This is a genomic window from Pseudomonas fluorescens, from assembly GCF_004683905.1.
GTDB classification, from domain to species: domain Bacteria; phylum Pseudomonadota; class Gammaproteobacteria; order Pseudomonadales; family Pseudomonadaceae; genus Aquipseudomonas; species Aquipseudomonas putida_A.
Genome location: NZ_CP038438.1, coordinates 4,594,704 through 4,618,289, shown reverse-complemented (window position 1 = coordinate 4,618,289; position 23,586 = coordinate 4,594,704). Strand labels below are relative to the sequence as shown.

The 23,586-nt window shown below is 59.7% G+C and carries 22 protein-coding genes; 16 read left to right on the top strand and 6 right to left on the bottom strand.

Features of this window, described 5'->3' with window-relative positions; all coding sequences use genetic code 11:
• Window positions 1-261 precede the first annotated feature (261 nt).
• From E4T63_RS21325 to E4T63_RS21295, 7 genes are all read left to right on the top strand, one after another.
• Window positions 262-1,521, top strand: a complete 1,260-nt coding sequence (locus E4T63_RS21325; RefSeq protein WP_135296411.1) for an AGE family epimerase/isomerase — start codon at window positions 262-264, stop codon at window positions 1,519-1,521.
• A gap of 118 nt (window positions 1,522-1,639) precedes the next feature.
• Window positions 1,640-2,941, top strand: coding sequence for an ABC transporter substrate-binding protein (locus tag E4T63_RS21320; RefSeq protein ID WP_135296410.1), 1,302 nt, complete (start codon window positions 1,640-1,642; stop codon window positions 2,939-2,941).
• Window positions 2,942-3,188: 247 nt separating this feature from the next.
• Entirely contained in the window at window positions 3,189-4,097 is a 909-nt protein-coding gene (locus E4T63_RS21315) for a carbohydrate ABC transporter permease (RefSeq protein WP_007917874.1), read from the top strand.
• The gene (locus tag E4T63_RS21310) at window positions 4,090-4,935 is read left to right on the top strand and encodes a carbohydrate ABC transporter permease (protein ID WP_007969317.1); all 846 of its coding nucleotides are present in this window, start codon (window positions 4,090-4,092) and stop codon (window positions 4,933-4,935) included. Before E4T63_RS21315 ends, E4T63_RS21310 begins: the two co-directional genes overlap by 8 nt.
• A gap of 2 nt (window positions 4,936-4,937) precedes the next feature.
• Entirely contained in the window at window positions 4,938-6,098 is a 1,161-nt protein-coding gene (locus E4T63_RS21305; RefSeq protein WP_135296409.1) for an ABC transporter ATP-binding protein, read from the top strand.
• Window positions 6,099-6,292: 194 nt separating this feature from the next.
• The gene (locus E4T63_RS21300; protein WP_096795066.1) at window positions 6,293-7,642 is read left to right on the top strand and encodes a carbohydrate porin; all 1,350 of its coding nucleotides are present in this window, start codon (window positions 6,293-6,295) and stop codon (window positions 7,640-7,642) included.
• Window positions 7,643-7,930: 288 nt separating this feature from the next.
• Window positions 7,931-8,785, top strand: coding sequence for a D-hexose-6-phosphate mutarotase (locus tag E4T63_RS21295; protein WP_135296408.1), 855 nt, complete (start codon window positions 7,931-7,933; stop codon window positions 8,783-8,785).
• 219 nt (window positions 8,786-9,004) lie between these two features.
• On the opposite strand, the gene E4T63_RS21290 is transcribed toward E4T63_RS21295, so the two are convergent.
• The gene (locus E4T63_RS21290) at window positions 9,005-9,865 is read right to left on the bottom strand and encodes a MurR/RpiR family transcriptional regulator (RefSeq protein ID WP_169842436.1); all 861 of its coding nucleotides are present in this window, start codon (window positions 9,863-9,865) and stop codon (window positions 9,005-9,007) included.
• A 226-nt stretch (window positions 9,866-10,091) separates the two neighbouring features.
• Here E4T63_RS21290 and zwf point away from each other — a divergent pair, with 226 nt between their 5' ends.
• From zwf to E4T63_RS21270, 4 genes are all read left to right on the top strand, one after another.
• The gene (gene zwf / locus E4T63_RS21285; protein ID WP_135296407.1) at window positions 10,092-11,558 is read left to right on the top strand and encodes a glucose-6-phosphate dehydrogenase; all 1,467 of its coding nucleotides are present in this window, start codon (window positions 10,092-10,094) and stop codon (window positions 11,556-11,558) included.
• A complete protein-coding gene (gene pgl / locus E4T63_RS21280; protein WP_135296406.1) occupies window positions 11,545-12,258 on the top strand; it encodes a 6-phosphogluconolactonase in 714 nt (237 codons plus the stop codon). The genes zwf and pgl overlap by 14 nt, the downstream gene beginning before the upstream one ends.
• Before the next feature lie 17 nt (window positions 12,259-12,275).
• Entirely contained in the window at window positions 12,276-12,941 is a 666-nt protein-coding gene (locus E4T63_RS21275; RefSeq protein ID WP_003227433.1) for a bifunctional 4-hydroxy-2-oxoglutarate aldolase/2-dehydro-3-deoxy-phosphogluconate aldolase, read from the top strand.
• Window positions 12,942-13,116: 175 nt separating this feature from the next.
• Entirely contained in the window at window positions 13,117-13,842 is a 726-nt protein-coding gene (locus E4T63_RS21270; RefSeq protein WP_098965238.1) for an intradiol ring-cleavage dioxygenase, read from the top strand.
• 5 nt (window positions 13,843-13,847) lie between these two features.
• Here the strand turns inward: E4T63_RS21270 and E4T63_RS21265 are convergent, their stop codons facing one another.
• Together E4T63_RS21265 and E4T63_RS21260 are read right to left on the bottom strand one after the other, a co-directional pair.
• A complete protein-coding gene (locus E4T63_RS21265) occupies window positions 13,848-15,029 on the bottom strand; it encodes an aminotransferase class V-fold PLP-dependent enzyme (protein WP_135296405.1) in 1,182 nt (393 codons plus the stop codon).
• Between the two features lie 27 nt (window positions 15,030-15,056).
• Window positions 15,057-15,293, bottom strand: a complete 237-nt coding sequence (locus tag E4T63_RS21260; protein ID WP_003227425.1) for a DUF3820 family protein — start codon at window positions 15,291-15,293, stop codon at window positions 15,057-15,059.
• A 205-nt stretch (window positions 15,294-15,498) separates the two neighbouring features.
• Here E4T63_RS21260 and E4T63_RS21255 point away from each other — a divergent pair, with 205 nt between their 5' ends.
• Window positions 15,499-15,966 carry a ferritin-like domain-containing protein gene (locus tag E4T63_RS21255; RefSeq protein ID WP_003227422.1) on the top strand — a complete coding sequence of 156 codons (468 nt, stop codon included), beginning with the start codon at window positions 15,499-15,501 and terminating at the stop codon, window positions 15,964-15,966.
• A gap of 126 nt (window positions 15,967-16,092) precedes the next feature.
• Here the strand turns inward: E4T63_RS21255 and E4T63_RS21250 are convergent, their stop codons facing one another.
• Entirely contained in the window at window positions 16,093-16,563 is a 471-nt protein-coding gene (locus E4T63_RS21250; protein WP_003227420.1) for a MaoC family dehydratase, read from the bottom strand.
• A gap of 43 nt (window positions 16,564-16,606) precedes the next feature.
• Window positions 16,607-17,551 carry an alpha/beta hydrolase gene (locus E4T63_RS21245; protein ID WP_027612571.1) on the bottom strand — a complete coding sequence of 315 codons (945 nt, stop codon included), beginning with the start codon at window positions 17,549-17,551 and terminating at the stop codon, window positions 16,607-16,609.
• Between the two features lie 242 nt (window positions 17,552-17,793).
• Between E4T63_RS21245 and fadD2 the strand changes: the two genes are divergently transcribed.
• Both fadD2 and fadD1 read left to right on the top strand, forming a co-directional pair.
• Window positions 17,794-19,482 carry a long-chain-fatty-acid--CoA ligase FadD2 gene (gene fadD2, locus E4T63_RS21240; RefSeq protein ID WP_135296404.1) on the top strand — a complete coding sequence of 563 codons (1,689 nt, stop codon included), beginning with the start codon at window positions 17,794-17,796 and terminating at the stop codon, window positions 19,480-19,482.
• A gap of 361 nt (window positions 19,483-19,843) precedes the next feature.
• Entirely contained in the window at window positions 19,844-21,541 is a 1,698-nt protein-coding gene (fadD1, locus tag E4T63_RS21235; protein ID WP_135296403.1) for a long-chain-fatty-acid--CoA ligase FadD1, read from the top strand.
• A 164-nt stretch (window positions 21,542-21,705) separates the two neighbouring features.
• On the opposite strand, the gene E4T63_RS21230 is transcribed toward fadD1, so the two are convergent.
• Window positions 21,706-22,083, bottom strand: a complete 378-nt coding sequence (locus tag E4T63_RS21230; protein WP_007969330.1) for a hypothetical protein — start codon at window positions 22,081-22,083, stop codon at window positions 21,706-21,708.
• Between the two features lie 196 nt (window positions 22,084-22,279).
• On the opposite strand from E4T63_RS21230, the gene E4T63_RS21225 reads away from it, so the two are divergent.
• Window positions 22,280-22,471: a CsbD family protein gene (locus E4T63_RS21225; RefSeq protein ID WP_027612573.1), complete on the top strand. Its 192-nt coding sequence runs from the start codon at window positions 22,280-22,282 to the stop codon at window positions 22,469-22,471.
• Between the two features lie 163 nt (window positions 22,472-22,634).
• Entirely contained in the window at window positions 22,635-23,585 is a 951-nt protein-coding gene (locus E4T63_RS21220) for a YihY/virulence factor BrkB family protein (RefSeq protein WP_098965233.1), read from the top strand.
• Window position 23,586 lies beyond the last annotated feature (1 nt).

Genomic DNA, 23,586 nt, shown 5'->3' with positions numbered 1-23,586 from the left:
GAGGGAGAGGGGACTGACCGAGTTGTCTTGCGTCATACATCGACCTGAAACACCGTGTCGATTATGGATTCGCTGAAAAACTTTCAGGTCGGCGTAACTCTTCAATACCCCTCGGTCGGCCCCCTCTACCTCTGGGAGAGGGCTGGGGTGAGGGGTTGCTCTTTGTCACAGCCTGGTGACAAACCCCGCCCCCTTCGTTACAAGCCCACCCCGACCCGTTGTTTAGACTCCCCGCAGTCATAACAACAAAAAAGGCCCCCCATGGATCTCTTCCAACCCGGCTTCAGCAGTTGGCTGAATGCCCCTGCCCACCAGCAATGGCTCGCCGACGAAGGTCTGCGCCTGCTGGCATTCGCCAGAGCGGCAAAACTGCCCGAAGGTTTCGGCAACCTCGACGAACGCGGCCATCTGCCGGCGCATGCGCAAGCCGAAACCATGAACACCGCGCGCATGACCCATAGTTTCGCCATGGCCCATATTCAGGGGCTGCCGGGGTTTGCCGAACTGGTCGATCACGGCATCGCGGCCCTGCGCGGCCCGTTGCGGGATGCGCTGCACGGCGGCTGGTTTGCGGTCGCTGAACACCGCGATGGCAACACCGGCAAGAACGCCTATCTGCATGCCTTTGTCGCGCTCGCGGCCAGCTCGGCGGTGGTCGCGCAGCGTCCCGGCGCCCAGGCGCTGCTGGATGACGCGATCGACATCATCGACACCTATTTCTGGAGCGAAGAAGAGGGCGCCATGCGCGAATTCTTCAATCGCGACTGGCGCGAAGAAGAGGCCTATCGCGGCGCCAACAGCAACATGCACGCCACCGAAGCGTTCCTCGCGCTGGCCGATGTCACTGAAGATCCGCGCTGGCTGGTACGTGCGCAGCGCATCGTCGAGCGGGTGATCCACGGTCACGCCGCCGCCAACGGCTACATGGTCATTGAGCATTTCGACCGCGACTGGCAACCGCTGCGCGAGTACAACCACGACAATCCCGCCGATGGCTTCCGCCCTTACGGCACCACGCCGGGTCACGGTTTCGAGTGGGCGCGGCTGCTGTTGCATCTGGAAGCGGCGCGGGTCCAGGCCGGGATGCTCACGCCCGGCTGGCTGGCGACCGACGCGCAAAAACTCTTCGAGCAGAATTGCCGAAACGGCTGGGACGTCGATGGCGCGCCGGGGATCGTTTATACCCTCGACTGGGACAACAAAGCCGTGGTGCGTCATCGCTTGCATTGGACCCATGCCGAAGCCAGCGCGGCGGCCAGCGCCTTGCTCAAACGCACCGGTGATGCGCAATACGAAACCTGGTACCGGCTGTTCTGGGAATTCTGTGAAGGCCATTTCATCGATCGCTGCGACGGCAGCTGGCATCACGAACTCGATCCGCAAAACCGTCCGAGCGCCGATATCTGGCCGGGCAAACCCGATCTGTATCATGCCTGGCAGGCGGTATTGATCCCTCGTCTACCCTTGTCACCGAGTATGGCGACAGCTCTGGCGCAAATATCCCGGCCTGTTCCTGTGTAACCATGTGGTGACATTTGCGCGTCCCTTCGTTACCTGCGAAGGGAATCGCCCTGTTTAAACTCCTGTGCAGCGCAAGCACCAGACTTGCATGCATAACAACAAGAAAGGTACATCTCAGATGAATGCGATTTCTCGCCTCGCTACTGTCATTTCTGTCGCCTCCCTGTTCCCGCTCGCAATTCTGCCTCTCAGTGTTTCCGCTGCCGAATCCAAAGGTTCGGTCGAAGTCGTGCACTGGTGGACGTCCGGTGGCGAAAAAGCCGCTGTCGATGTGCTCAAGGCGCAAATTGAAAAAGACGGTTTCACCTGGAAAGACGGCGCTGTCGCCGGCGGTGGCGGTGCCACGGCCATGACCGTGCTGAAAAGCCGCGCCGTTGCCGGTAACCCGCCGGGTGTCGCCCAGATCAAGGGCCCGGACATCCAGGAGTGGGCTTCCACCGGTCTGCTCGACACCGACGTCCTGAAGGACGTGGCCAAAGAAGAGAAGTGGGACAGCCTGCTCGACAAGAAAGTCTCCGATACCGTGAAGTACGACGGTGATTACGTGGCCGTACCGGTGAACATTCACCGGGTGAACTGGCTGTGGATCAACCCGGAAGTCTTCAAAAAGGCCGGCATCACCAAGAACCCGACCACCCTCGAAGAATTCTACGCCGCCGGCGACAAGCTCAAGGCTGCGGGCTTCATCCCGCTGGCCCACGGCGGTCAGCCTTGGCAGGACAGCACCGTGTTCGAAGCCGTGGTGCTCTCGGTCATGGGCGTTGATGGCTACAAAAAAGCCCTGGTCGATCTGGACAACAAAGCGCTGACCGGTCCGGAAATGGTCAAGGCGCTGACCGAGCTGAAGAAAGTCGCGACCTACATGGACCAGGACGGCAAGGGTCAGGACTGGAACCTGGAAGCGGCCAAGGTCATCAACGGCAAGGCCGGCATGCAGATCATGGGTGACTGGGCCAAGTCCGAATGGACCGCCGCCAAGAAAGTCGCCGGCAAGGACTACGAGTGCGTAGCGTTCCCTGGCACCGACAAGGCATTCACCTACAACATCGACTCCCTCGCGGTGTTCAAGCAGAAAGACAAAGGCACTGCGGCCGGTCAGCAGGACATCGCCAAAGTCGTGCTGGGTGAAAACTTCCAGAAAGTCTTCAGCATCAACAAAGGCTCGATCCCGGTACGTAACGACATGTTGAACAACATGGACAAACTCGGTTTCGACTCTTGCGCGCAGACCGCTGCCAAGGACTTCCTGGCAGACGCCAAGTCCGGTGGCCTGCAGCCGAGCATGGCGCACAACATGGCGACCACGCTGGCGGTGCAGGGCGCGTTCTTTGATGTCGTGACCAACTACATCAACGACCCGAAAGCCGACCCGGCCGATGCGGCCAAGAAACTGGGCGCGGCGGTTCAGTCGGCCAAATAACCCTCAGTAGCGTAGGCCCCTCTTTGTGGGAGCGGGCTTTGTGGTGAGGGGATTTAGCGAAACGTCGCACCGCCCCGATGGGTCGCGCAGCGGCCCCAGAAAGTTGCAGCGGTGGAGTACCAGAAAGACCGCGTGCAAAGGTTTTGCGACTGCTTCGCAGCCGATCGGGGATAAATCCCCTCGCCACAGAGCTCGCTCCCACAAGGGGAAAGCGTGTGAATTTTCTACCCTCGTACTGGATTTCCCCATGAGTTCTGTTGCTGTGTTCAGCAAAGCCTCGCCGTTCGATGCACTGCAGCGCTGGCTACCGAAACTGGTGCTGGCGCCGAGCATGTTCATCGTGCTGGTGGGCTTCTATGGCTACATCCTGTGGACGTTCGTGCTGTCGTTCACCACCTCGACGTTCCTGCCCAACTACAAGTGGGCCGGCCTGGCGCAATACGCGCGGCTGTTCGACAACGATCGCTGGTGGGTGGCGAGCAAGAACCTTGCAGTGTTCGGTGGCATGTTCATCGGCATCACCCTGGTGATCGGTGTGCTGCTGGCAGTGTTCCTCGACCAGCGCATCCGTCGCGAAGGCTTTATCCGCACCATTTACCTGTACCCGATGGCACTCTCGATGATCGTCACCGGTACCGCGTGGAAATGGCTGCTCAACCCGGGCATGGGCCTGGACAAATTATTGCGTGACTGGGGCTGGGAAGGCTTCCGTCTGGACTGGCTGATCGACCCGGATCGCGTGGTGTACTGCCTGGTGATCGCTGCTGTGTGGCAAGCCTCGGGCTTCATCATGGCAATGTTCCTTGCCGGCCTGCGTGGGGTCGATCAGTCGATCATTCGTGCCGCGCAGATCGATGGCGCGAGCATGCCGACCATCTACTGGAAAGTCGTGCTGCCAAGCCTGCGTCCGGTGTTCTTCAGTGCGGTGATGATTCTGGCGCACATCGCGATCAAGAGCTTCGACCTGGTCGCGGCGATGACGGCGGGTGGCCCGGGTTATTCCTCCGACCTGCCGGCGATGTTCATGTACTCCTTCACCTTCAGTCGCGGCCAGATGGGCATGGGCTCGGCCAGTGCGATTCTGATGCTCGGTGCGATTCTCGCGATCATCGTGCCTTACCTGTACTCCGAGCTGAGGACCAAGCGTAATGACTAGTCTCGCTGCCAAACCCGCTTTCAGCCTGAGTCGCGTCGCGATCTACGCGGTGCTGATCCTCGCGGTCCTGCTGTACCTGATTCCGCTGGTGGTGATGCTGCTGACCAGTTTCAAGACCCCGGAAGACATCAGCACCGGCAACCTGCTCAGTTGGCCGACCGTGGTCAGCGGCATCGGCTGGGTCAAGGCCTGGGCCACGGTTGACGGTTACTTCTGGAACTCGATCAAGATCACCGTGCCGGCCGTGGTCATTTCCACCGCCATCGGCGCGCTGAACGGTTACGTGCTGTCGTTCTGGCGTTTCCGTGGTTCGCAGCTGTTCTTCGGCCTGCTGCTGTTCGGCTGCTTCCTGCCGTTCCAGACCGTACTGCTGCCGGCCTCGTTCACCCTCGGCAAGATGGGCCTGGCGAGCACCACCACCGGACTGGTATTCGTGCACGTGGTCTATGGTCTGGCGTTTACCACGCTGTTTTTCCGTAACTACTACGTGAGCATTCCCGATGCGCTGATCAAGGCTGCACGGCTGGATGGCGCGGGTTTCTTCACGATCTTCCGGCAGATCATTCTGCCGATGTCGACCCCGATCATCATGGTTTGCCTGATCTGGCAGTTCACCCAGATCTGGAACGACTTCCTGTTCGGTGTGGTGTTCTCCAGCGGTGATTCGCAACCGATCACGGTGGCGTTGAACAACCTGGTCAACACCAGCACCGGCGCCAAGGAATACAACGTTGATATGGCAGCGGCGATGATCGCCGGCCTGCCGACCCTGCTGGTCTATGTGGTCGCAGGCAAGTATTTCGTGCGCGGGCTGACGGCCGGCGCAGTCAAGGGGTAATCATGGCAACGCTCGAACTTCGCAACGTCAACAAGACCTACGGTGCCGGCCTGCCGGACACCCTGAAGAACATCGATCTGTCGATCAAGGACGGTGAGTTCCTGATCCTGGTCGGCCCGTCGGGCTGCGGCAAATCGACCCTGATGAACTGCATCGCCGGCCTCGAGACCATCACCGGTGGCGCGATCATGATCGGCGATCAGGACGTCAGCGGCATGAGCCCGAAGGATCGCGACATCGCCATGGTGTTCCAGTCCTACGCGCTGTACCCGACCATGAGCGTGCGCGAGAACATCGAGTTCGGTCTGAAGATCCGCAAGATGAGCCAGTCGGCGATCGACGAAGAAGTCGCGCGCGTGGCCAAGCTGCTGCAGATCGAACACTTGCTCAACCGCAAGCCGGGTCAGCTCTCCGGTGGTCAGCAACAGCGTGTGGCGATGGGCCGTGCACTGGCGCGTCGGCCGAAGATCTATCTGTTCGACGAACCGCTGTCCAACCTCGACGCCAAGCTGCGCGTCGAGATGCGTACCGAAATGAAACTGATGCACCAGCGCCTGAAAACCACCACGGTCTACGTGACCCACGACCAGATCGAAGCGATGACCCTGGGCGACAAAGTGGCGGTGATGAAGGACGGGATCATTCAGCAGTTCGGCACGCCGAAAGAGATCTACAACGATCCGGCCAACCTGTTTGTCGCAAGCTTCATCGGTTCGCCGCCGATGAACTTCATTCCGCTGCGTCTGCAACGCAAGGACGGTCGTCTGCTGGCGCTGCTCGACAGCGGTCAGGCGCGTTGCGAGTTGCCGATGAGCATGCAGGATGCAGGGCTGGAAGATCGCGAAGTGATCCTCGGCCTGCGCCCGGAACAGATTGTTCTGGCGAACGGCGAGGGCAATGGTCTGCCGAGCATCAAGGCGGAAGTGCAGGTCACCGAGCCGACCGGTCCGGACACGCTGGTGTTCGTCAACCTGAATGAGACCAAGGTCTGCTGCCGCCTGGCGCCGGACGTGGCACCGCAGGTGGGCGAGACCCTGACCCTGCAATTCGATCCGTCGAAAGTGTTGTTGTTCGATGCCAAGACTGGCGAGCGTCTGGGGACTGCGGGGCAACCGAAGACCGAAGCGCACGGCGCCAACGTCGCCCAGTTCAAGGGGCGCTGAAGATCAAAAATGTGGGAGCGGGCTTGCTCGCGAAAACGGAGTGTCAGGCAGCACACATGGCGACTGACATGACGCCTTCGCGAGCAAGCCCGCTCCCACAGGGGAAAAGTGGTGTTCGGCCTGTCGAGCATCGCAATTTATGTAAACCGCGTTGGAAAAAAACAGTTAATAACAATAAAGACGAGGATGTAGGGATGAAAAAGAAACACGTCAATGCCCGGTTGATCTGCCAAGTGTCAGCTGCGGCGGCATTGGTGCTGGCCGGTAACGCCATGGCGGCGGATGCCTTCAGCTCCGACTCGAAATGGATGACCGGTGACTGGGGTGGCGAGCGGACCAAGCTGATCGAGCAAGGTATCGACATCAAGGCTGACTACGTTGGGGAAATGGGCGCCAACCTGCATGGCGGCTACAACGACGACAAAACCGGTCGCTACAGCGATCAGTTCGGTCTGGGCGTGGCGCTGGATCTGCAAAAACTCTGGGGCTGGGACAACACTCAGGCCAAGATCCAGCTGACCAACCGTAACGGGCAAAACATCTCCAACGACCGCGTTGGCGATCCGCGTGCCGGCACTCTGTCGTCTTCGCAGGAAGTCTACGGTCGTGGCCACATGGTGCGTCTGACCCAGTTGTGGATTCAGCACCAGTTCTTCGACAACAAGCTGGACGTCAAGGCCGGTTACTTCGGTGAAGGCGAAGACTTCAACACCTTCCCGTGCGACTTCCAGAACCTGGCGTTCTGCGGTTCGCAAGTGGGTAACTGGGCGACCAACATCTGGTACAACTGGCCGGTCAGCCAGGCCGCGATTCGCGTGAAGTACAACATCAACGACGAGCTCTACGCGCAGATCGGTGCTTACAACCAGAACCCGTCGCAACTGGAACACGGCAACGGCTTCAAGCTCAGCGGCAGCGGCACCAAAGGGACTGTTCTGCCAGTCGAACTGGTCTGGTCGCCGAAGGTCAACAGCCTGCCGGGCGAATACCGCGTCGGTTACTACAAGAGCACGGCTGACGCCAATGACGTCCGTGAAGACGTCAACGGCTTCGACGCTGCAACCACTGGCGACGCGTACAAGACCCACAGCAGCAAACACGGCTACTGGTTCGTCGCGCAGCAGCAACTCACCAGCCACAACGGTGATGCTACTCGCGGTCTGAACATCGCCGCCAACGCGACCTTCCACGACAAGGACACCAACTTCATCGACAACTACCAGTCGGTGATGTTTGTCTACAAGGGCCCGTTCGACGCGCGTCCTAAAGATGACGTGGGTATCGGTGCGGCGCGTATTCATGTCAACGATGACGTGAAGAAAAACGCCGAGTTCCTGAATGCGTCCAACGGTGTTTCGGACTACGACAATCCGGTGTTCTCGCCGATTCGTGAAACCGAATACAACTACGAGATCAACTACGGCTTCCACGTCACCAACTGGCTGACGGTGCGTCCTAACCTGCAGTACATCACTCACCCGGGTGGTGTGGATGAAGTGGACAACGCATTGGTCGCCGGTCTGAAAATTCAGTCTACGTTCTAACGCTGTTGCGATAAGCTCCTCTCTATGTGCGCATATTTGCGGACAGCCAAGGCTGTCCGTTTTTTTTTTGCGATAGACGTCCGATGTTATACCTGTGGCGAGGGGATTTATCCCCGATGGGGCGCGAAGCGGCCCTGAACCCATTGCATACGATATGTCAGTGGGAAAACGGTTGCAGGTTTGGGTTTGCTTCGCAACCCATCGGGGATAAATCCCCTCGCCACAGTGTTCACTCTCACTGGGCACAAAGGTAATTGAGTACCCCCATGATTTTCAGGACCGTGGCCAATGCATGAGCATCCGCTGCAACGCTTCTTCAAATCCCTGCGCGAACGACCGGTGTTTGCCTGGGAGCGCTATCAGATGCGCGATGTGCTGGTGATCGACCATCCGCTGTGTCAGGCGGTGTTCAGTCGGCAGGGCGCGCAGTTGCTGCACTTTCAGCCGCGCGGGCAGAAACCGTGGTTGTGGTGTGCGGCGAAGTGGCCGCACGTTGGCGCCATTCGTGGCGGCGTGCCGGTGTGCTGGCCGTGGTATGGCCGCCATCCGAGCGAAAATGCCTGGCCATCCCATGGCTGGGCACGACTGCTCGACTGGAAGTTGCTCGACAGCAGCAGCGCCGAAGATGGCGTGCGACTGCATTGGCAATTGCAGTTGTGCGATTGGCAGGTTGACCTGCATGCGCACCTCGGTGAACGCATGGAATTACGCCTGAGCACCGAGCATCAGGACGACATGCCGTGCCAGTTGAGCCAGGCTTTGCACGCTTACTGGCGTATTGGCGATGTCGGTGAGATAGCGCTGTCTGGGCTCGAAGGCGTGCAGGGTTATGACCAGTTGAGCCGCCAGTCCTGTCAGCAGGAAGGCGAGTTGCGCGTCGATGGCGGTTGTCAGCGGGTGTTCCAGCACGACGGCGAATTACAGCTCAAGGATCACGCTTGGCAGCGCGAGTTGTGCATCGATACCGGTGATAGCGGCGATACCGTGGTCTGGCATCCTGGCTCGCGCCCCCTGTTGGGCGTGAGCTGGGATGAAGTGACGGAGTTTGTCTGTGTCGAAGCGGCGGCGGGCGGTACCGACAGCCTGCATCTGGCGCCGGGGGAGAAGGCGCATTTGAGTTTGCAGGCGTGGGCGGCGGCTTGAGTGCGTCAAGTTCACCGCTACCCTCACCCTAGCCCTCTCCCGGAGGGAGAGGGGACCGATCGGGGGATGCTGAAGAATTACGCCGAAATGAAAGAGCGGTGCTGAATCCATAATCGACTGGATATTTCAGGTCGATGTATAGCGCAAGACACCTCGGTCAGCTCCCTGTCCCTCGGGGAGAGGGCTGGGGTGAGGGTTGGCTTTTAAGCTTTCAATGACTCAGTTGAACTCGTCACCCACCGGATACCGGCTCGCATTCAAGCTCTCTTTGATCTTGCGCAGATGCGGCTGGAAGTCCACCCCGCGACGCAGCGTCATGCCGGTCGCCAGCACATCCAGCACCGTCAACTGAATGATCCGCGAAGTCATCGGCATATAGATGTCGGTGTCTTCCGGCAGCGGAATGTTCAGGCTCAGGGTGCTGGCCTTGGCCAGCGGTGAATTCTCGGCGGTCAGACCCAGCACCGAAGCGCCGTTCTCCCGGGCGATGCGCGCCACTTCCACCAGTTCGCGGGTGCGGCCGGTGTAGGAAATGATCACGAACAGCTCACCGGTGTGCGCCACCGAGGCAATCATTCGCTGCATCAGCACATCGGCATGGGCGGTGACGGCGAGGTTGAAACGGAAGAATTTGTGTTGCGCATCCAGCGCCACCGGGGCCGAAGCACCGAGACCGAAGAAGTGGATCTGCCGGGCCTGAATCAACAGGTCGACGGCGCGGCTGATCAGGTTCGGATCGAGCGCCTGGCAAGCGCTGTCCAGCGAGGCGATGGCGCTGCCGAAAATCTTCTGCGTGTACGCCTCGGGATTGTCATCGGCCTCCACCGCGCGGCTGACATACGCCGCGCCACTGGCCAGGCTTTGCGCCAGTTGCAGCTTGAGTTCAGGGTAGCCGCTGACACCGAACGAACGGCAGAAGCGGTTGACCGTCGGCTCGCTCACCGATGCGGCCTGGGCGAGGGCGGCGATGCTGAAGCGGGTGGCCTGCTGCGGGTTGAGCAGGATCACCTCGGCGACTTTGCGTTCGGCCTTGTTCAGCTCTTCAAGGCGACTCTGGATCTGTTCCAGTAAATTTCGCACGCGGTCCATATGGAATTCCTAATTCACCTGCGCAAAGGTGCGCCGGGCTATGCAAATTGGGCCTTTGATATGGCCCGTAACGGTGGCCTATCCTACTGGTGGCTCCGACCGACCACCACTCGGAATCTGTATTTTGCGAAAATGTTGTGGTTATTACTACATTTTCCCTTGAGTGATGCCTTGAAAAAAGGTATTTGTAGCTTAACTTGATAAAAGAACAAACATCATGCCTTCGATTACGGTTGAACCGTGCACCTTTGCCTTGTTCGGCGCTCTGGGCGATCTGGCCCTGCGCAAGCTGTTTCCTGCCCTTTATCACCTCGATGGCGCCGACCTGTTGCACGAAGACACGCGCATCATCGCGCTGGCCCGTGAACCCGGTTCCGAGCAGCAGCACCTGGCGTTCATCGCCGCCGAATTGCGCCGTTACGTCGGCAAAGAGCTGGACGAGGCCGTGGCCGAGCGCTTTCTGGCGCGCCTGAGCTACCTGCACGTCGACTTCCTCAAGGCTGAAGACTATGTGGCGCTGGCCGAAGCGACCGGCAGCGCGCAACGCATGATTGCCTACTTCGCCACACCGGCAGCGGTGTACGGCGCGATCTGCGAGAACCTGGCGAAAGTCGGTCTGGCAGAAAACACCCGTGTGGTCCTGGAAAAGCCGATCGGCTCCGATCTGGAATCCTCGCGCAAGGTGAATGACGCCGTGGCCCAGTTCTTCCCGGAGAACCGCACCTACCGCATCGACCACTACCTGGGCAAAGAGACCGTCCAGAACCTGATCGCCCTGCGTTTCGCCAACAGTCTGTTCGAAACCCAGTGGAACCAGAATTACATCTCCCACGTGGAAATCACCGTGGCCGAGAAGGTCGGTATCGAGGGCCGTTGGGGCTACTTCGACAAGGCCGGCCAGCTGCGCGACATGATCCAGAACCATCTGCTGCAGCTGCTGTGCCTGATCGCCATGGACCCGCCGGCCGACCTGTCCGCCGACAGCATCCGTGACGAAAAGGTAAAAGTGCTCAAGGCGCTGGCACCGATCAGCCCGGAAGGCCTGACCACTCAGGTGGTGCGCGGCCAGTACATCGCCGGGCACAGCGAAGGCAAGTCCGTGCCGGGCTACCTCGAAGAGCCGAATTCCAACACCCAGAGCGACACCGAAACCTTCGTCGCCCTGCGTGCCGACATCCGCAACTGGCGTTGGGCCGGTGTGCCGTTCTACCTGCGCACCGGCAAGCGCATGCCGCAGAAACTGTCGCAGATCGTCATCCACTTCAAGGAACCGTCGCACTACATTTTCGCGCCGGAACAGCGCCTGCAGATCAGCAACAAACTGATCATCCGTCTGCAACCGGACGAAGGCATTTCCTTGCGGGTGATGACCAAGGAGCAGGGTCTGGACAAGGGCATGCAACTGCGCAGCGGGCCGCTGCAACTGAATTTCTCCGACACCTGGCGCAGCGCGCGGATCCCCGATGCCTACGAGCGGTTGTTGCTGGAAGTGATGAACGGCAATCAGAACCTGTTTGTCCGTAAAGATGAAATCGAAGCCGCGTGGAAGTGGTGTGACCAGTTGATCGCCGGCTGGAAGAAGTCCGGTGACGCGCCCAAGCCGTATGCGGCCGGGTCGTGGGGGCCGATGAGCTCGATTGCACTGATCACGCGGGACGGGAGGTCGTGGTATGGCGATATCTGATGTGAAACTGCCCGCGGGCGTGAATGCCCACGAATTCAAGAGCCCGGTGCTGTTGGCCGAAGGTCTGGCGCTGAACGTCGCCAAGCAGTTGAGCGATGCCATCGCTGCACGCGGCAACGCGGTGCTGGTGGTCTCAGGCGGTCGCAGCCCGGTGGCGTTTTTTCAGCACCTGGCCAAGCAGGAGCTGGAATGGTCGAAGGTCGTCGTGACCCTCGCCGACGAACGCTGGGTACCGGTCGAACACGCCGACAGCAACGCCGGCCTGCTCAAGCAGTATCTGCTCAAAGGCCCGGCCGCCAAGGCGCAGTTCCTCAGCCTCTACAGCGCGGCGGCCAACGTCGAGCAGGCTGCGGAACAGGCCGACCGTCTGCTCGCGGAATTGCCGCCGATCGACGTGCTGGTGCTGGGCATGGGCGATGACGGTCACACCGCGTCGCTGTTCCCCGACAGCCCGAACCTGACTGAAGCCTTGCAGACTGACGGCAGCCGTCGCTGCTGGCCGATGCTGGCGCCGAGTGTGCCGCGTCAACGCCTGACCATGAGCCGCGCGCTGCTGGCTTCGGCGAAGCACAAGATTCTGTCGATTTCCGGTCAGTCGAAACTGACCACTCTGAATGCCGCACTGGCATCCGACGACGTCGCGGCCATGCCGGTGCGCGCGTTTCTGCAACCTACGTTAGAGATTTACTGGTGCCCATGAGCCAAGGATCAGCCGCTATGAAAAATCCATCCCCGACCGTTTCCATGGCGGACAAAGTTGCCCTGATCGACAGCCTCTGCGCCAAGGCGCGGATCCTGCCAGTGATCACCATCGCCCGTGAACAGGACGTGCTGCCACTGGCCGACGCTCTGGCCGCCGGTGGCCTGACCGCGCTGGAAGTGACCCTACGTTCGCAGTTCGGTCTCAAGGCGATCCAGATCCTGCGTGAGCAGCGTCCGGAACTGGTGACCGGTGCCGGCACCGTGCTCGATCGCAACATGCTCGCGGCGGCGGAAGCGGCGGGTTCGCAATTCATCGTCACCCCGGGCATCACCCGTGACCTGCTCGAAGCCAGCGTCGACAGCCCGATTCCGCTGCTGCCGGGCATCAGCAATGCCTCCGGCATCATGGAAGGCTATGGCCTGGGCTATCGCCGCTTCAAGCTGTTCCCGGCGGAAGTCAGCGGTGGCGTGGCAGCGATCAAGGCCCTCGGCGGCCCGTTCGGCGAAGTGAAATTCTGCCCGACCGGTGGCGTCGGCCCGGCCAACATCAAGAGCTACATGGCGCTGAAAAACGTCATGTGCGTGGGCGGTAGCTGGATGCTCGATCCCGAATGGATCAAGAACGGCGACTGGGCGCGCATTCAGGAATGCACCGCCGAGGCCCTGGCGCTGCTGGACTAAACGTTTTACCTGACACTTCGTTGTGTGTTCTACGGCTTTACGGTGCGCTTGGTCGGTGCACCGTTTTTTTTTGCCCGGCAAAAATACTCATGGAAACGGCGCGACACATAGTTACCGCACCGCGGGGCTCGTGCGCCGTTAATCTGCGTTCATCTTATGGAAAAGAGAACGCGTCATGGAACGAGACACTTCAACAGCACCGTCACCATCGATCTATCAGTTGGCCCCCGAGCAGATCGCCGGGCCGTACTTTCGCAATCCCAAATTGCTGCGGCGCAACATCAGCGAAGGCGCCGAAGGGCTACCCTTGCTGCTGCGCCTGAGCATCGTCGACGCGATGACCGGCCAGCCGGTAAGCGGGGCACTGGTGGACATCTGGCACTGCAATGCACGAGGCGCCTATTCGGGGTGGAGCCGGATCAATCCGGATCTGGAGGTCGACTCCGATGCCATCGGCTCGGTGCCGCGCACCGACGATGACACCTATCTGCGTGGCAGCCAGTTCTGCGATCAGCAGGGGCGGGTGCGCTTCACCACCATCTATCCGGGGTTCTATGCCGGTCGGGCGCTGCACATTCATGTGGCGGTGCGCATGGTCAGCGGCAGTGAATATCTGGAGGAGCGCAACGTGGCCTGGGTCGGTCAGCTGTATTTCCCCGAAGTGGTGTCACGCGCGGTGCTCAATGCCCGTGACTATCGCGGGCGAGCCTCGACACCCTTGAACAATGCCGATGACAGCTACTACAGCAACATGCGCGGCGAAGATTCGACCCTGACCGTGTGGCCGATCGGCCGCGACTCTCACGAGGACGGCTTTTTCGGCCACCTGACCATCGGCATCGACACCTTTGCCGCCTCGTCGCAGATCAAACCCGAGGACTTCGACAAGTACACCGTGTGAACCGATCAACGCAGTTCGTTGAGTGCACGGGTCAACAACTGCATGTCAGCCGCCGTGGTGGTCAGCCCCGGCGTGATGCGAATGCTCGGCCCGCTCGCTGCGCCGTTGCGTACCACGGTGAACAGGTTGTACTCGTTGAGCAGGCGCTCGACCATTGCCTGTTGATCGGCGTGGCGAGTGAAACGCATCGAGGTGATTCCGCAATACAGGCGCGGATCGTCCGGGGTCATCACCTCGATCCCCGGCAGGTGCCGCACGGCACTCACCCACAGGTTGCGCAGGTAATTGAGCCGGGCGCTTTTGGCCGCAGCGCCGCCGAGCGAACGGTGCTCCTCGAGTGCCAACGGCAGTGACATCAGCGCCGGAATGTTCGGCGTGCTGTACGGCGTGCGGGCGCGTATGTCGGTGGCCGGAAAGTGCATTTCGCCCATGTCCGGATCGATGTCGGCCAGGCGCTGCGGGGCGATGTACAGAAAGCCCAGGGTCAATGGCGCGCCAATCCACTTGTGCAGGTTAAAACCGGCGAAGGCGATGCCCATCGCTTCCAGATTGAACTCGATCTGGCCAAGGGCGTGAGCGCCGTCGAGGATGATGTCCACGCCATGCTGTTTCGCCAGTTCGGCGATGGCCTGCACCGGCATCACCAGACCGGTGCGGTGGGTAACATGGGTCAGGGCCATCAGTTTGAGTTTCGGATAGCGGATGAAGGCTTCGCGGTAACTGTCCAGCAGGCTGTCGAAACTGGCCGGGTGAGTGTGGTTGATCTCGATCACGTCGACGCCGCGATGGCGTGACAGCCAGCGCATGGCACCTTTGACCGTGTCGTATTCCAGGTCGCTGATCAGCACCTGATCGCCCGGAAGCAGGCGATTGTAATTGCGGATCAGCGATTGCAGCGCATCACTGGCGTTGCGCGTGAAAGCCACGCTCTGCGCGCGCACACCGATGGTCTCGGCCAGTTGCGCACGGATCTCCAGGCTGTCGTGCTGTTCGAAACGCTGGCGCACGTACACCGAGTTGCTGGTGTTGATCAGCTCGATATTGCGCTGATAGTCCTCGATCACTGTGCGCGACATGCGCCCGAAGTAACCGTTCTCCAGGTTCAGCGGGCCGGTTTGCGCTTCGTAACGATCGGCGAAGGTTTGCCAGAATGCTTCGTCACGGGCGCGGCGGGTGTTGTCAGGCATGGTCGAGGCTCTAGGGAGGAGGGCGCTTCAGTGGCGCGGGGCAGGTTTGCCGTGTTTGGCGCGTAGTGGTTCGAGCAGATCCGACAGGCCGTTATGGTCGATTTCCTGCATCAGCGCCAGCAGTCCGCCGAGTTCGCCGTGAGGAAAACCCTCGCGGGCGAACCAGTTGAGGTAAGGCCCCGGCAGGTCGGCAATGATCCGGCCCTTGTACTTGCCGAAGGGCATTTCACGGGTGATCAGCAGTTCAAGTTTTTCAGGATTCATCAGTGGCGATCATCTGGATTCAATCAGTCAGGAAAATACAGGCATTCTGCATGCAGGCCAAATGACAGATCATGCAAATAACCGTGATACAGATAGTTCAAATATCTTTAACTTATTGAAAAATAACGATTTATTTTTGAATGAAAAACTGGCACGCACACTGCAATAACCCTTGCATCTTCAACCAACCGCAAGGAATTGAAAAATGACTGACATGAATAAAGAAGCGATCTCTGTACTCAACGACCTGATCGAAACCTGCAAGGACGGACAGGAAGGGTTCAAGACTTGCGCTGAAGACATCAAGCATCCAGAACTCAAAACCCTGTTCGTGACCCGTTCTGCCGATTGCGCGACTGCCGCCGCTGAACTGCAGGCTGAAGTGCGTAAACTGGGCGGTGATCCGGAAACCTCTACCAGCGTCAGCGGTGACCTGCACCGTCGTTGGGTTGACGTCAAAGCCATGTTCACCGGCAAGGACGAAGAGGCTGTGCTGAACGAGGCCGAGCGCGGTGAAGACCACGCCCTGAAGGCTTACCGTGAAGCCATCGAGAAAATCAACAAGCACGGCCTGGTCGGCATTCGTGACCTGGTTGAGCGTCAGTACCACGGCGTACAACGCAATCACGACCAGGTGAAAGCCCTGCGTAACCAGGCTCGCGCTCGTTCGTAAGCCACGCTAAAAAACTGTGGGAGCGGGCTTGCTCGCGAAGCGGTGTGTCATGCAACGATGCTGTTGCTGACACGACCCCTTCGCGAGCAAGCCCGCTCCCACTTTTGTTTTTTGTGTACCTGATGATCAGCCGATGCTGATCGCCGGCAACGTCGGCAAGGTCACGGTCTGCTGCTTGCGCGGCGCCAGAATTTCGGCCTCGCCATCCACCACCAGCTCATCACGTTGGTTGAACACGCGAGTGGCGATGCGCACGCGAAACTTCGGCAGCTTCTCAAGGATTTCCAGGCGCACGGTCAGGGTATCGCCGATCTTCACCGGCTTCTGAAAACTCATCTGCTGACCGATGTAGATAGTGCCCGGCCCAGGCAGCTCGCACGCTACGGCCGCGCTGATCAGTGCACCGCTGAACATGCCGTGGGCGATGCGTTCCTTGAACATGCTGGCGGCGGCGAACTCGGCATCCAGGTGCACCGGGTTGTGGTCGCCCGACATCGCGGCGAACAGCTGAATGTCGCGCTCTTCGACAGTCTTGCTGTAGCTGGCGGTCTGGCCGACTTCGAGGGCTTCGTAAGGGATGTTGGTAACCTGGGTCATCGGTCTTGATTCCTGTGACGGATTAAAGTGAATCCACAAAAAATTATTCGCTGCGATGGGGGCGGCGATGGCTCAGCGCCTGGTCGATCCAGGTCAGCACATCGGCAATCACTTCGTCGCGATTGGTTTCGTTGAACAATTCGTGCCGCGCCTGCGGGTAGATCTTCAGTTGCAGGTTCTGGCTGCCGGCCGAGCGCAACGCTTCGGCCAGATCTGTCAGACGCTTGCCTTCGCTCACCGGATCACATTCACCGCCGATCACCAGCAGCGGCAGGCCCGGGTCGATCTGGGCGAGATTGGACGCTTTGCTGATCTGCTGCAAGCCGCCGAGCAAGTCGATCCACAATTGATTGGTGCAGCGGAAGCCACACAACGGGTCGTTGGCATACAGATCGACCTCGACCGGGTCGCGGCTCAGCCAGTCGAACGGCGTGCGCGCCGGTTTGAATTTTTTGTTGAACGAGCCGAACGACAACCACTCGATCAGCGCACTGCGGCCCTTGCCGCCCTGGCGCAGTTTTTCGAAACGGGCGATTTGTCGCGCCGCGCCGTAAAGCGCCACCGGCTGGAAGTTCGAACCGCTGAGAATCGCCCCATGCAGGCTGGCGCTGTGATGCAGCAGGTAACCCTGAGCGAGGTAGCTGCCCATGCTGTGCCCGAGCAGGATGATTGGCACGTCGGGATGCTGCTGGCCGATGTGCTGATTGAGGCTGGCCAGATCGCCGATCACCTTGCACCAGCCGTCGTCATCGGCGAAATGCCCGAGCGTCCCGTGTTCGGCGGTTTTGCCATGGCCGCGCAGATCCGGGGCGTACACACCATAGCCTTGAGCACAGAACGCATTCGCCAGCCGCTCGTAGCGGGCGCTGTGTTCGGCCATGCCGTGGGCCAGCAGGATCAGCGCTTTCAAGGGCGCGGCAGGCAACCACTGGTTGACGAACAGGCGGCTGCGGTCACTCGCGTCCAGCCAAAAGCCTCGGTGGATCATGGCAATTCCTTTTTTATCGAGCGGTATCGGCCCGCAGTCGTAGCATTGTATAGCGCGTCCGATCAGCTCACGCCACGGCAGGAAGATTCATACGATCAATGTCGCCATCGCCCATATTTGCCTCAATGGCCATAACTGCTAGTGTCCGTGAAGCTCCGCTTTTTGCTTTGTGCCCTCAGGGATCAGCGCGAAACCACAGAAAAGCGGCTCCCGGATCGATTCAGGTAAAGAGGACAAGAACAATGCAACCTGATTTCTGGAATGACAAACGCCCCGCCGGCGTACCACTGGACATCGACATGGGCGAGTTCAAGTCGGTGATCGAGGTGTTTGAGCGTTCCTGCAAGAAATTCGCGGACCGTCCGGCCTTCAGCAATATGGGCGTGACCCTGACCTACGCTGAACTCGAGCGCTACAGCGCGGCGTTCGCCGGTTACCTGCAAGCCCACACCGATCTGGTGCCGGGGGATCGCATCGCGGTGCAGATGCCCAACGTGCTGCAATATCCGATTGCCGTGTTCGGTGCCTTGCGCGCCGGGCTGATCGTGGTCAACACCAACCCGCTGTACACCGCGCGCGAGATGCGCCACCAGTTCAAGGATTCCGGTGCCCGCGCGTTGGTGTACCTGAACATGTTCGGGCAGAAGGTTCAGGAAGTGCTGCCGGACACTGACATCCAATACCTGATCGAAGCGAAGATGGGCGACATGATGCCCACCGCCAAGGGCTGGCTGATCAACACCGTGGTCAGCAAAGTGAAGAAAATGGTCCCGGACTATTCGCTGCCGCAGGCGATTTCGTTCAAGAGTGCGCTGCGCCTGGGCCGTGGTCTGGGGATCAAGCCGTTGAAAGTCGGTCTCGACGACATCGCCGTGTTGCAATACACCGGCGGCACCACCGGCCTGGCCAAGGGCGCGATGCTGACCCACGGCAACCTTGTGGCGAACATGCAGCAGGTGCGCGCGTGTCTTGCGCAATTGGGGCCTGACGGTCAGCCGCTGCTGCGCGAAGGGCAGGAGGTGATGGTGGCGCCACTGCCGCTGTACCACATCTATGCCTTCACCGCGAATTGCATGTGCATGATGGTATCGGGCAACCACAACGTGCTGATCACCAATCCGCGCGACATCGCAGGCTTCATCAAGGAGCTGAAGAACTGGCGCTTCTCGGCGTTGCTCGGACTGAATACGTTGTTCGTCGCGCTGATGGAGCACCCGGACTTCAAGACCCTGGATTTCTCCAGCCTCAAGCTGACCAACTCCGGCGGTACCGCGCTGGTCAAGGCCACCGCCGAGCGCTGGGAGCAGATCACCGGTTGCCGCATCACCGAAGGTTACGGCCTCACGGAAACGTCGCCGGTGGCCTGCACCAACCCGTATGGCGACAAGTCGCGCCTGGGCACGGTCGGTCTGCCGGTGCCGGGTACGCTGCTGAAAGTCATCGATGACGAGGGTGTCGAGCAGCCGATGGGCGAGCGTGGCGAGCTGTGCATCAAAGGCCCGCAGATCATGAAAGGCTACTGGCACAAACCCGAAGCCACCGCCGAAGTGCTGGATGCCGAGGGCTGGTTCAAGTCCGGTGATATCGCGGTGATCGACCCGGACGGCTTCGTACGCATCGTCGACCGCAAGAAGGACATGATCATCGTCTCCGGTTTCAACGTGTACCCCAACGAGATCGAAGATGTGGTCATGGCCCACCCGAAAGTCGCCAACTGCGCGGTGATCGGCGTGCCGGACGAGCGTTCGGGCGAGGCGGTGAAACTGTTTGTGGTGGCGCGGGAAACCGGGATCAGCCTCGAGGAACTGAAGGCGTACTGCAAAGAGAATTTCACCGCTTACAAAGTGCCGAAACACATCGTACTGCGTGAGTCGTTGCCGATGACGCCGGTCGGCAAGATTCTGCGGCGGGAGTTGCGCGATATCGCCTGATCGGTGAATGGCCGCGCGTTGCGCGGATCGCGGGCAAGCCACGCTCCCACAGGGATCTCCATCAACCTTGTGAGAGCGGGCTTGCCCGCGATGCTTTTTGGGGGGGAAGGCCCGGAAAACCGGGGCTTTCAGGGGTGTATAGGATTTTTGCTCTAAAATGACTGCTGGAAAGTCTTGAGTCACTAAAGTGACCATGGAGGCCGCTTTTGGCTCTAGTCGGCCCTCGGCAAAGCTGCTACTCTCGGCGCGCTTTGTGACTTCTCGGCCTGTAGAAAAGCCAGATTCACCAATACAAAACACACACCAATAATAATCGCATCAAATGCGGTGAAGAATTCGCGTTGCTGAGGAGTGGGCTTCCATGATCGAAGACTTTTGGAAGGATAAATACCCGGCTGGAATTGCTGCCGACATCAATCCAGACGAGTACCCGAATATTCAGGCAGTGTTGAAGCAATCCTGCCAACGCTTCGCCAACAAGCCGGCTTTCAGCAACCTGGGCAAGACAATCACCTACGGTGAACTGTACGAATTGTCCGGTGCGTTTGCCGCGTATCTGCAACAGCATACCGACTTGCAGCCCGGTGATCGAATCGCCGTGCAACTGCCCAACGTTCTGCAGTACCCGGTGGCCGTCTTCGGTGCGATCCGCGCCGGGCTGATCGTGGTCAACACCAACCCGCTGTACACCGCGCGGGAAATGGAACACCAATTCAACGACTCCGGCGCCAAAGCCCTGGTCTGCCTGGCCAACATGGCGCAACTGGCGGAAGCCGTGGTGCCAAAAACCGGGGTCAAGCACGTCATCGTCACCGAAGTCGCCGACCTGCTGCCGCCGGTCAAGCGCCTGCTGATCAACAGCGTGATCAAGTACGTGAAGAAGATGGTCCCGGCTTATCACCTGCCCAAAGCCGTCAAGTTCAACGACGTGCTGAGCAAGGGCCAGGGCCAGCCTGTGGCCGAAGCCAATCCGCACAGCAGCGATGTCGCGGTGTTGCAGTACACCGGCGGCACCACTGGCGTGGCCAAGGGCGCGATGCTGACCCATCGCAACCTCGTCGCCAACATGCTGCAGTGCAAGGCGCTGATGGGCTCCAACCTCAATGAAGGTTGCGAGATCCTGATCACCCCGCTGCCGCTGTACCACATCTATGCGTTCACCTTTCATTGCATGGCGATGATGCTGATCGGCAACCACAACATCCTGATCAGCAACCCGCGCGACCTGCCGGCGATGGTCAAGGAACTGTCGAAGTGGAAGTTCAGCGGCTTCGTTGGCCTCAACACGCTGTTCGTCGCGCTGTGCAACAACGAAGGTTTCCGCAAGCTGGATTTCTCCAACCTGAAAGTCACCCTGTCCGGCGGCATGGCCCTGCAACTGGCCGCGGCCGAGCGCTGGAAAGCGGTGACCGGTTGCTCGATCTGCGAAGGTTACGGCATGACCGAAACCAGCCCGGTGGCCACGGTCAACCCGATCCAGAACATCCAGATCGGCACCATCGGCATTCCGGTGCCGTCGACCCTGTGCAAAGTCATCGATGATGCCGGTGTCGAGCAGCCTATGGGCGAAATCGGCGAGCTGTGCGTCAAGGGCCCGCAAGTGATGAAGGGCTACTGGCAGCGTCAGGAAGCCACCGACGAGATCCTCGACAGCGAAGGCTGGCTGAAGACCGGTGACATCGCGCTGATCCAGCCCGATGGCTACATGCGCATCGTTGATCGTAAGAAAGACATGATCCTGGTCTCCGGTTTCAACGTTTACCCGAACGAACTGGAAGACGTGCTGGCGACCCTGCCGGGCGTGCTGCAGTGCGCGGCCATCGGCGTGCCGGACGAGAAGTCGGGCGAGGCGATCAAGATTTTCATCGTGGCCAAGCCGGGCGTGACCCTGACCAAGGAAACCGTGATGGAGCACATGCGCGCCAACGTCACCGGTTACAAGGTGCCGCGTTCGGTGGAATTCCGCGATGCGCTGCCGACGACCAACGTCGGCAAGATCCTGCGTCGTGAGTTGCGTGATGAAGAGCTGAAGAAGATCAAGGCCAAGTCCGCCGCCTGAAGCAAAAAGCCCCGCAGATGCGGGGCTTTTTGTTGGAGTAGGTGGTGGATCTGTAGTGACTGTGATGGCGCCTTCGCGAGCAAGCCCGCTCCCACATTCAGCCGCGTTCCTCCAGTTGGAATACAGTCAAATGTGGGAGCGGGCTTGCTCGCGAAGCTTTTCGGTTACTGCCGGAACGGCGCGAAATTCACATTGGTTCCCGCCGGACGCATGTCCTGCAGATACGAATCCTTGTCTGCACTCAATTCCAGGCTCAACGCCGCCTTGCGCTTGCCCTCGTTGCGAATCACCAGGCCTTCGAGCTTTTCGCGCAGGAACACCGTCGGCACTTTCAGGTGCAGCAGTTCGTCGGTGGCCGGGGTGTGCATCAGCAGGTGAATCCACTCGTACTGACCGACGGCGAGGCGCGTCACCGGCAGGTCGAACCACCAGATGTTGCGGTTGCGGTTCAATTCGGCGAAGTGGCAGTTGTTGGTGCCGAGCACAGCGCCGCCCAGTTCCTGGTTGCGACGGGCAATGGCCTGCTTTTTATCGAGTTTCATAACATTCCTGCGGGATCTGATCGTTGGCGCACGGCGCCCATAGGTGCGCATTCTCGGGGCTTGCGGGGCAAACATAAAGCCCAACCTGCATGGCACGACGAAATGAAGGGCAAAAATAAATGAAACTCGTGGCAAACCCGGCCAGTCAATCATTACGTACTGACTTTTCCCCTTCAATGCACCAAGGAGAAACACCATGAGTAGCACTGGCGATAAAGTAAAAGGCATGGCTAACGAAGCAGTCGGCAACGTCAAGCAAGGCGTCGGCAAAGCAACCGACAACACCAAGCTGCAAGCCGAAGGCAAACTGCAAGAGAAAAAAGGTGAAGCCCAGCAAGCTGTCGGCAAAGCCAAAGACGCCATCAAGAAAGGTGTCGACAAGGCGTAATTCCGCCTTGAACGAAACACACGAGCGGCCATCCAAGGATGGCCGTTTTTGTGTCAAAACCCGACAGCCATCCACGAAGGTCGCCAAGTAGGCTACCGTGATGTAGAAAACGGCCCCTGAGTCGCCACGACTTCAACCTGTAATGCGGCGAAAGGAGACGCGAATGATTTTTCCAGACATGAAAGGTCTGCCACTGCACCGGGTGATGGTGCGCACGGTCACTGAATTCGTCGACGACGAGATGTCGACCTACGCCTCGGCACTGGCCTACCAGATGCTGTTCTCGCTGTTCCCGTTCATTCTGTTCCTGATTGCCCTGATCGGTTTCCTGCATCTGCCGGACTTCTTCACCTGGCTGCGCCTGCAATCGGAACTGGTGCTGCCACCGCAGGCGCTGGAACAGGTCAACCCGGTGATCGATCAATTGCAGCAGTCCAAGGGCGGCTTGCTTTCGGTCGGTATCGTCATCGCCCTGTACACCGCGTCTGCCGGTGTGCGGCTGATGATGAGTGCGATGAACGCCGCTTACGACGTGGTCGAGGGCCGGCCGATCTGGAAGCGTTTTCCGCTGTCGGTGTTCTACACCGTCGGCATTGCCGGCATGTTGCTGGTGGCGGCCGCACTGATGGTGCTCGGGCCGCAAGTGATGGGCTGGATTGCCGCGCAGGTAGGGTTGGAAGATTTCATCGTCACTGTGTGGACGATTGCGCGCTGGCCGGTGATCGTGATCCTGATGATGGTCGCCGTGGCGCTGATCTATTACGTGATGCCCGACGTCAAACAGGAATTCCGTTTCATCACCCCCGGCTCGGTACTTGCCGTGGTGGTGTGGATCATCGCCTCACTGGGCTTTGCGTTCTACGTCAAAACCTTCGCCAACTACAACGCGATGTATGGCAGCATCGGGGCGATCATCGTGCTGTTGCTGTATTTCTACATTTCCTCGGCGGTGCTGCTGCTCGGCGCCGAGATGAATGCGGTGATCGAACACATGTCCAGCGAGGGCAAGGACGAGGGCGAGAAAGTCCCCGGCGAACTCGATGAACATCCCAAACAACATGTCTCTGGCCTGGGGCGCGACCACTCGCTCAAGCCGGACACTGACGAAGCCTGAC

Coding starts and splice junctions, on each gene's coding strand:
- E4T63_RS21325 (WP_135296411.1), top strand. CDS start 262: ATGGATCTCTTCCAACCCGGCTTCAGCAGTTGGCTGAATGCCCCTGCC.
- E4T63_RS21320 (WP_135296410.1), top strand. CDS start 1,640: ATGAATGCGATTTCTCGCCTCGCTACTGTCATTTCTGTCGCCTCCCTG.
- E4T63_RS21315 (WP_007917874.1), top strand. CDS start 3,189: ATGAGTTCTGTTGCTGTGTTCAGCAAAGCCTCGCCGTTCGATGCACTG.
- E4T63_RS21310 (WP_007969317.1), top strand. CDS start 4,090: ATGACTAGTCTCGCTGCCAAACCCGCTTTCAGCCTGAGTCGCGTCGCG.
- E4T63_RS21305 (WP_135296409.1), top strand. CDS start 4,938: ATGGCAACGCTCGAACTTCGCAACGTCAACAAGACCTACGGTGCCGGC.
- E4T63_RS21300 (WP_096795066.1), top strand. CDS start 6,293: ATGAAAAAGAAACACGTCAATGCCCGGTTGATCTGCCAAGTGTCAGCT.
- E4T63_RS21295 (WP_135296408.1), top strand. CDS start 7,931: ATGCATGAGCATCCGCTGCAACGCTTCTTCAAATCCCTGCGCGAACGA.
- zwf (WP_135296407.1), top strand. CDS start 10,092: ATGCCTTCGATTACGGTTGAACCGTGCACCTTTGCCTTGTTCGGCGCT.
- pgl (WP_135296406.1), top strand. CDS start 11,545: ATGGCGATATCTGATGTGAAACTGCCCGCGGGCGTGAATGCCCACGAA.
- E4T63_RS21275 (WP_003227433.1), top strand. CDS start 12,276: ATGAAAAATCCATCCCCGACCGTTTCCATGGCGGACAAAGTTGCCCTG.
- E4T63_RS21270 (WP_098965238.1), top strand. CDS start 13,117: ATGGAACGAGACACTTCAACAGCACCGTCACCATCGATCTATCAGTTG.
- E4T63_RS21265 (WP_135296405.1), bottom strand. CDS start 15,029: ATGCCTGACAACACCCGCCGCGCCCGTGACGAAGCATTCTGGCAAACC.
- E4T63_RS21260 (WP_003227425.1), bottom strand. CDS start 15,293: ATGAATCCTGAAAAACTTGAACTGCTGATCACCCGTGAAATGCCCTTC.
- E4T63_RS21255 (WP_003227422.1), top strand. CDS start 15,499: ATGACTGACATGAATAAAGAAGCGATCTCTGTACTCAACGACCTGATC.
- E4T63_RS21250 (WP_003227420.1), bottom strand. CDS start 16,563: ATGACCCAGGTTACCAACATCCCTTACGAAGCCCTCGAAGTCGGCCAG.
- E4T63_RS21245 (WP_027612571.1), bottom strand. CDS start 17,551: ATGATCCACCGAGGCTTTTGGCTGGACGCGAGTGACCGCAGCCGCCTG.
- fadD2 (WP_135296404.1), top strand. CDS start 17,794: ATGCAACCTGATTTCTGGAATGACAAACGCCCCGCCGGCGTACCACTG.
- fadD1 (WP_135296403.1), top strand. CDS start 19,844: ATGATCGAAGACTTTTGGAAGGATAAATACCCGGCTGGAATTGCTGCC.
- E4T63_RS21230 (WP_007969330.1), bottom strand. CDS start 22,083: ATGAAACTCGATAAAAAGCAGGCCATTGCCCGTCGCAACCAGGAACTG.
- E4T63_RS21225 (WP_027612573.1), top strand. CDS start 22,280: ATGAGTAGCACTGGCGATAAAGTAAAAGGCATGGCTAACGAAGCAGTC.
- E4T63_RS21220 (WP_098965233.1), top strand. CDS start 22,635: ATGATTTTTCCAGACATGAAAGGTCTGCCACTGCACCGGGTGATGGTG.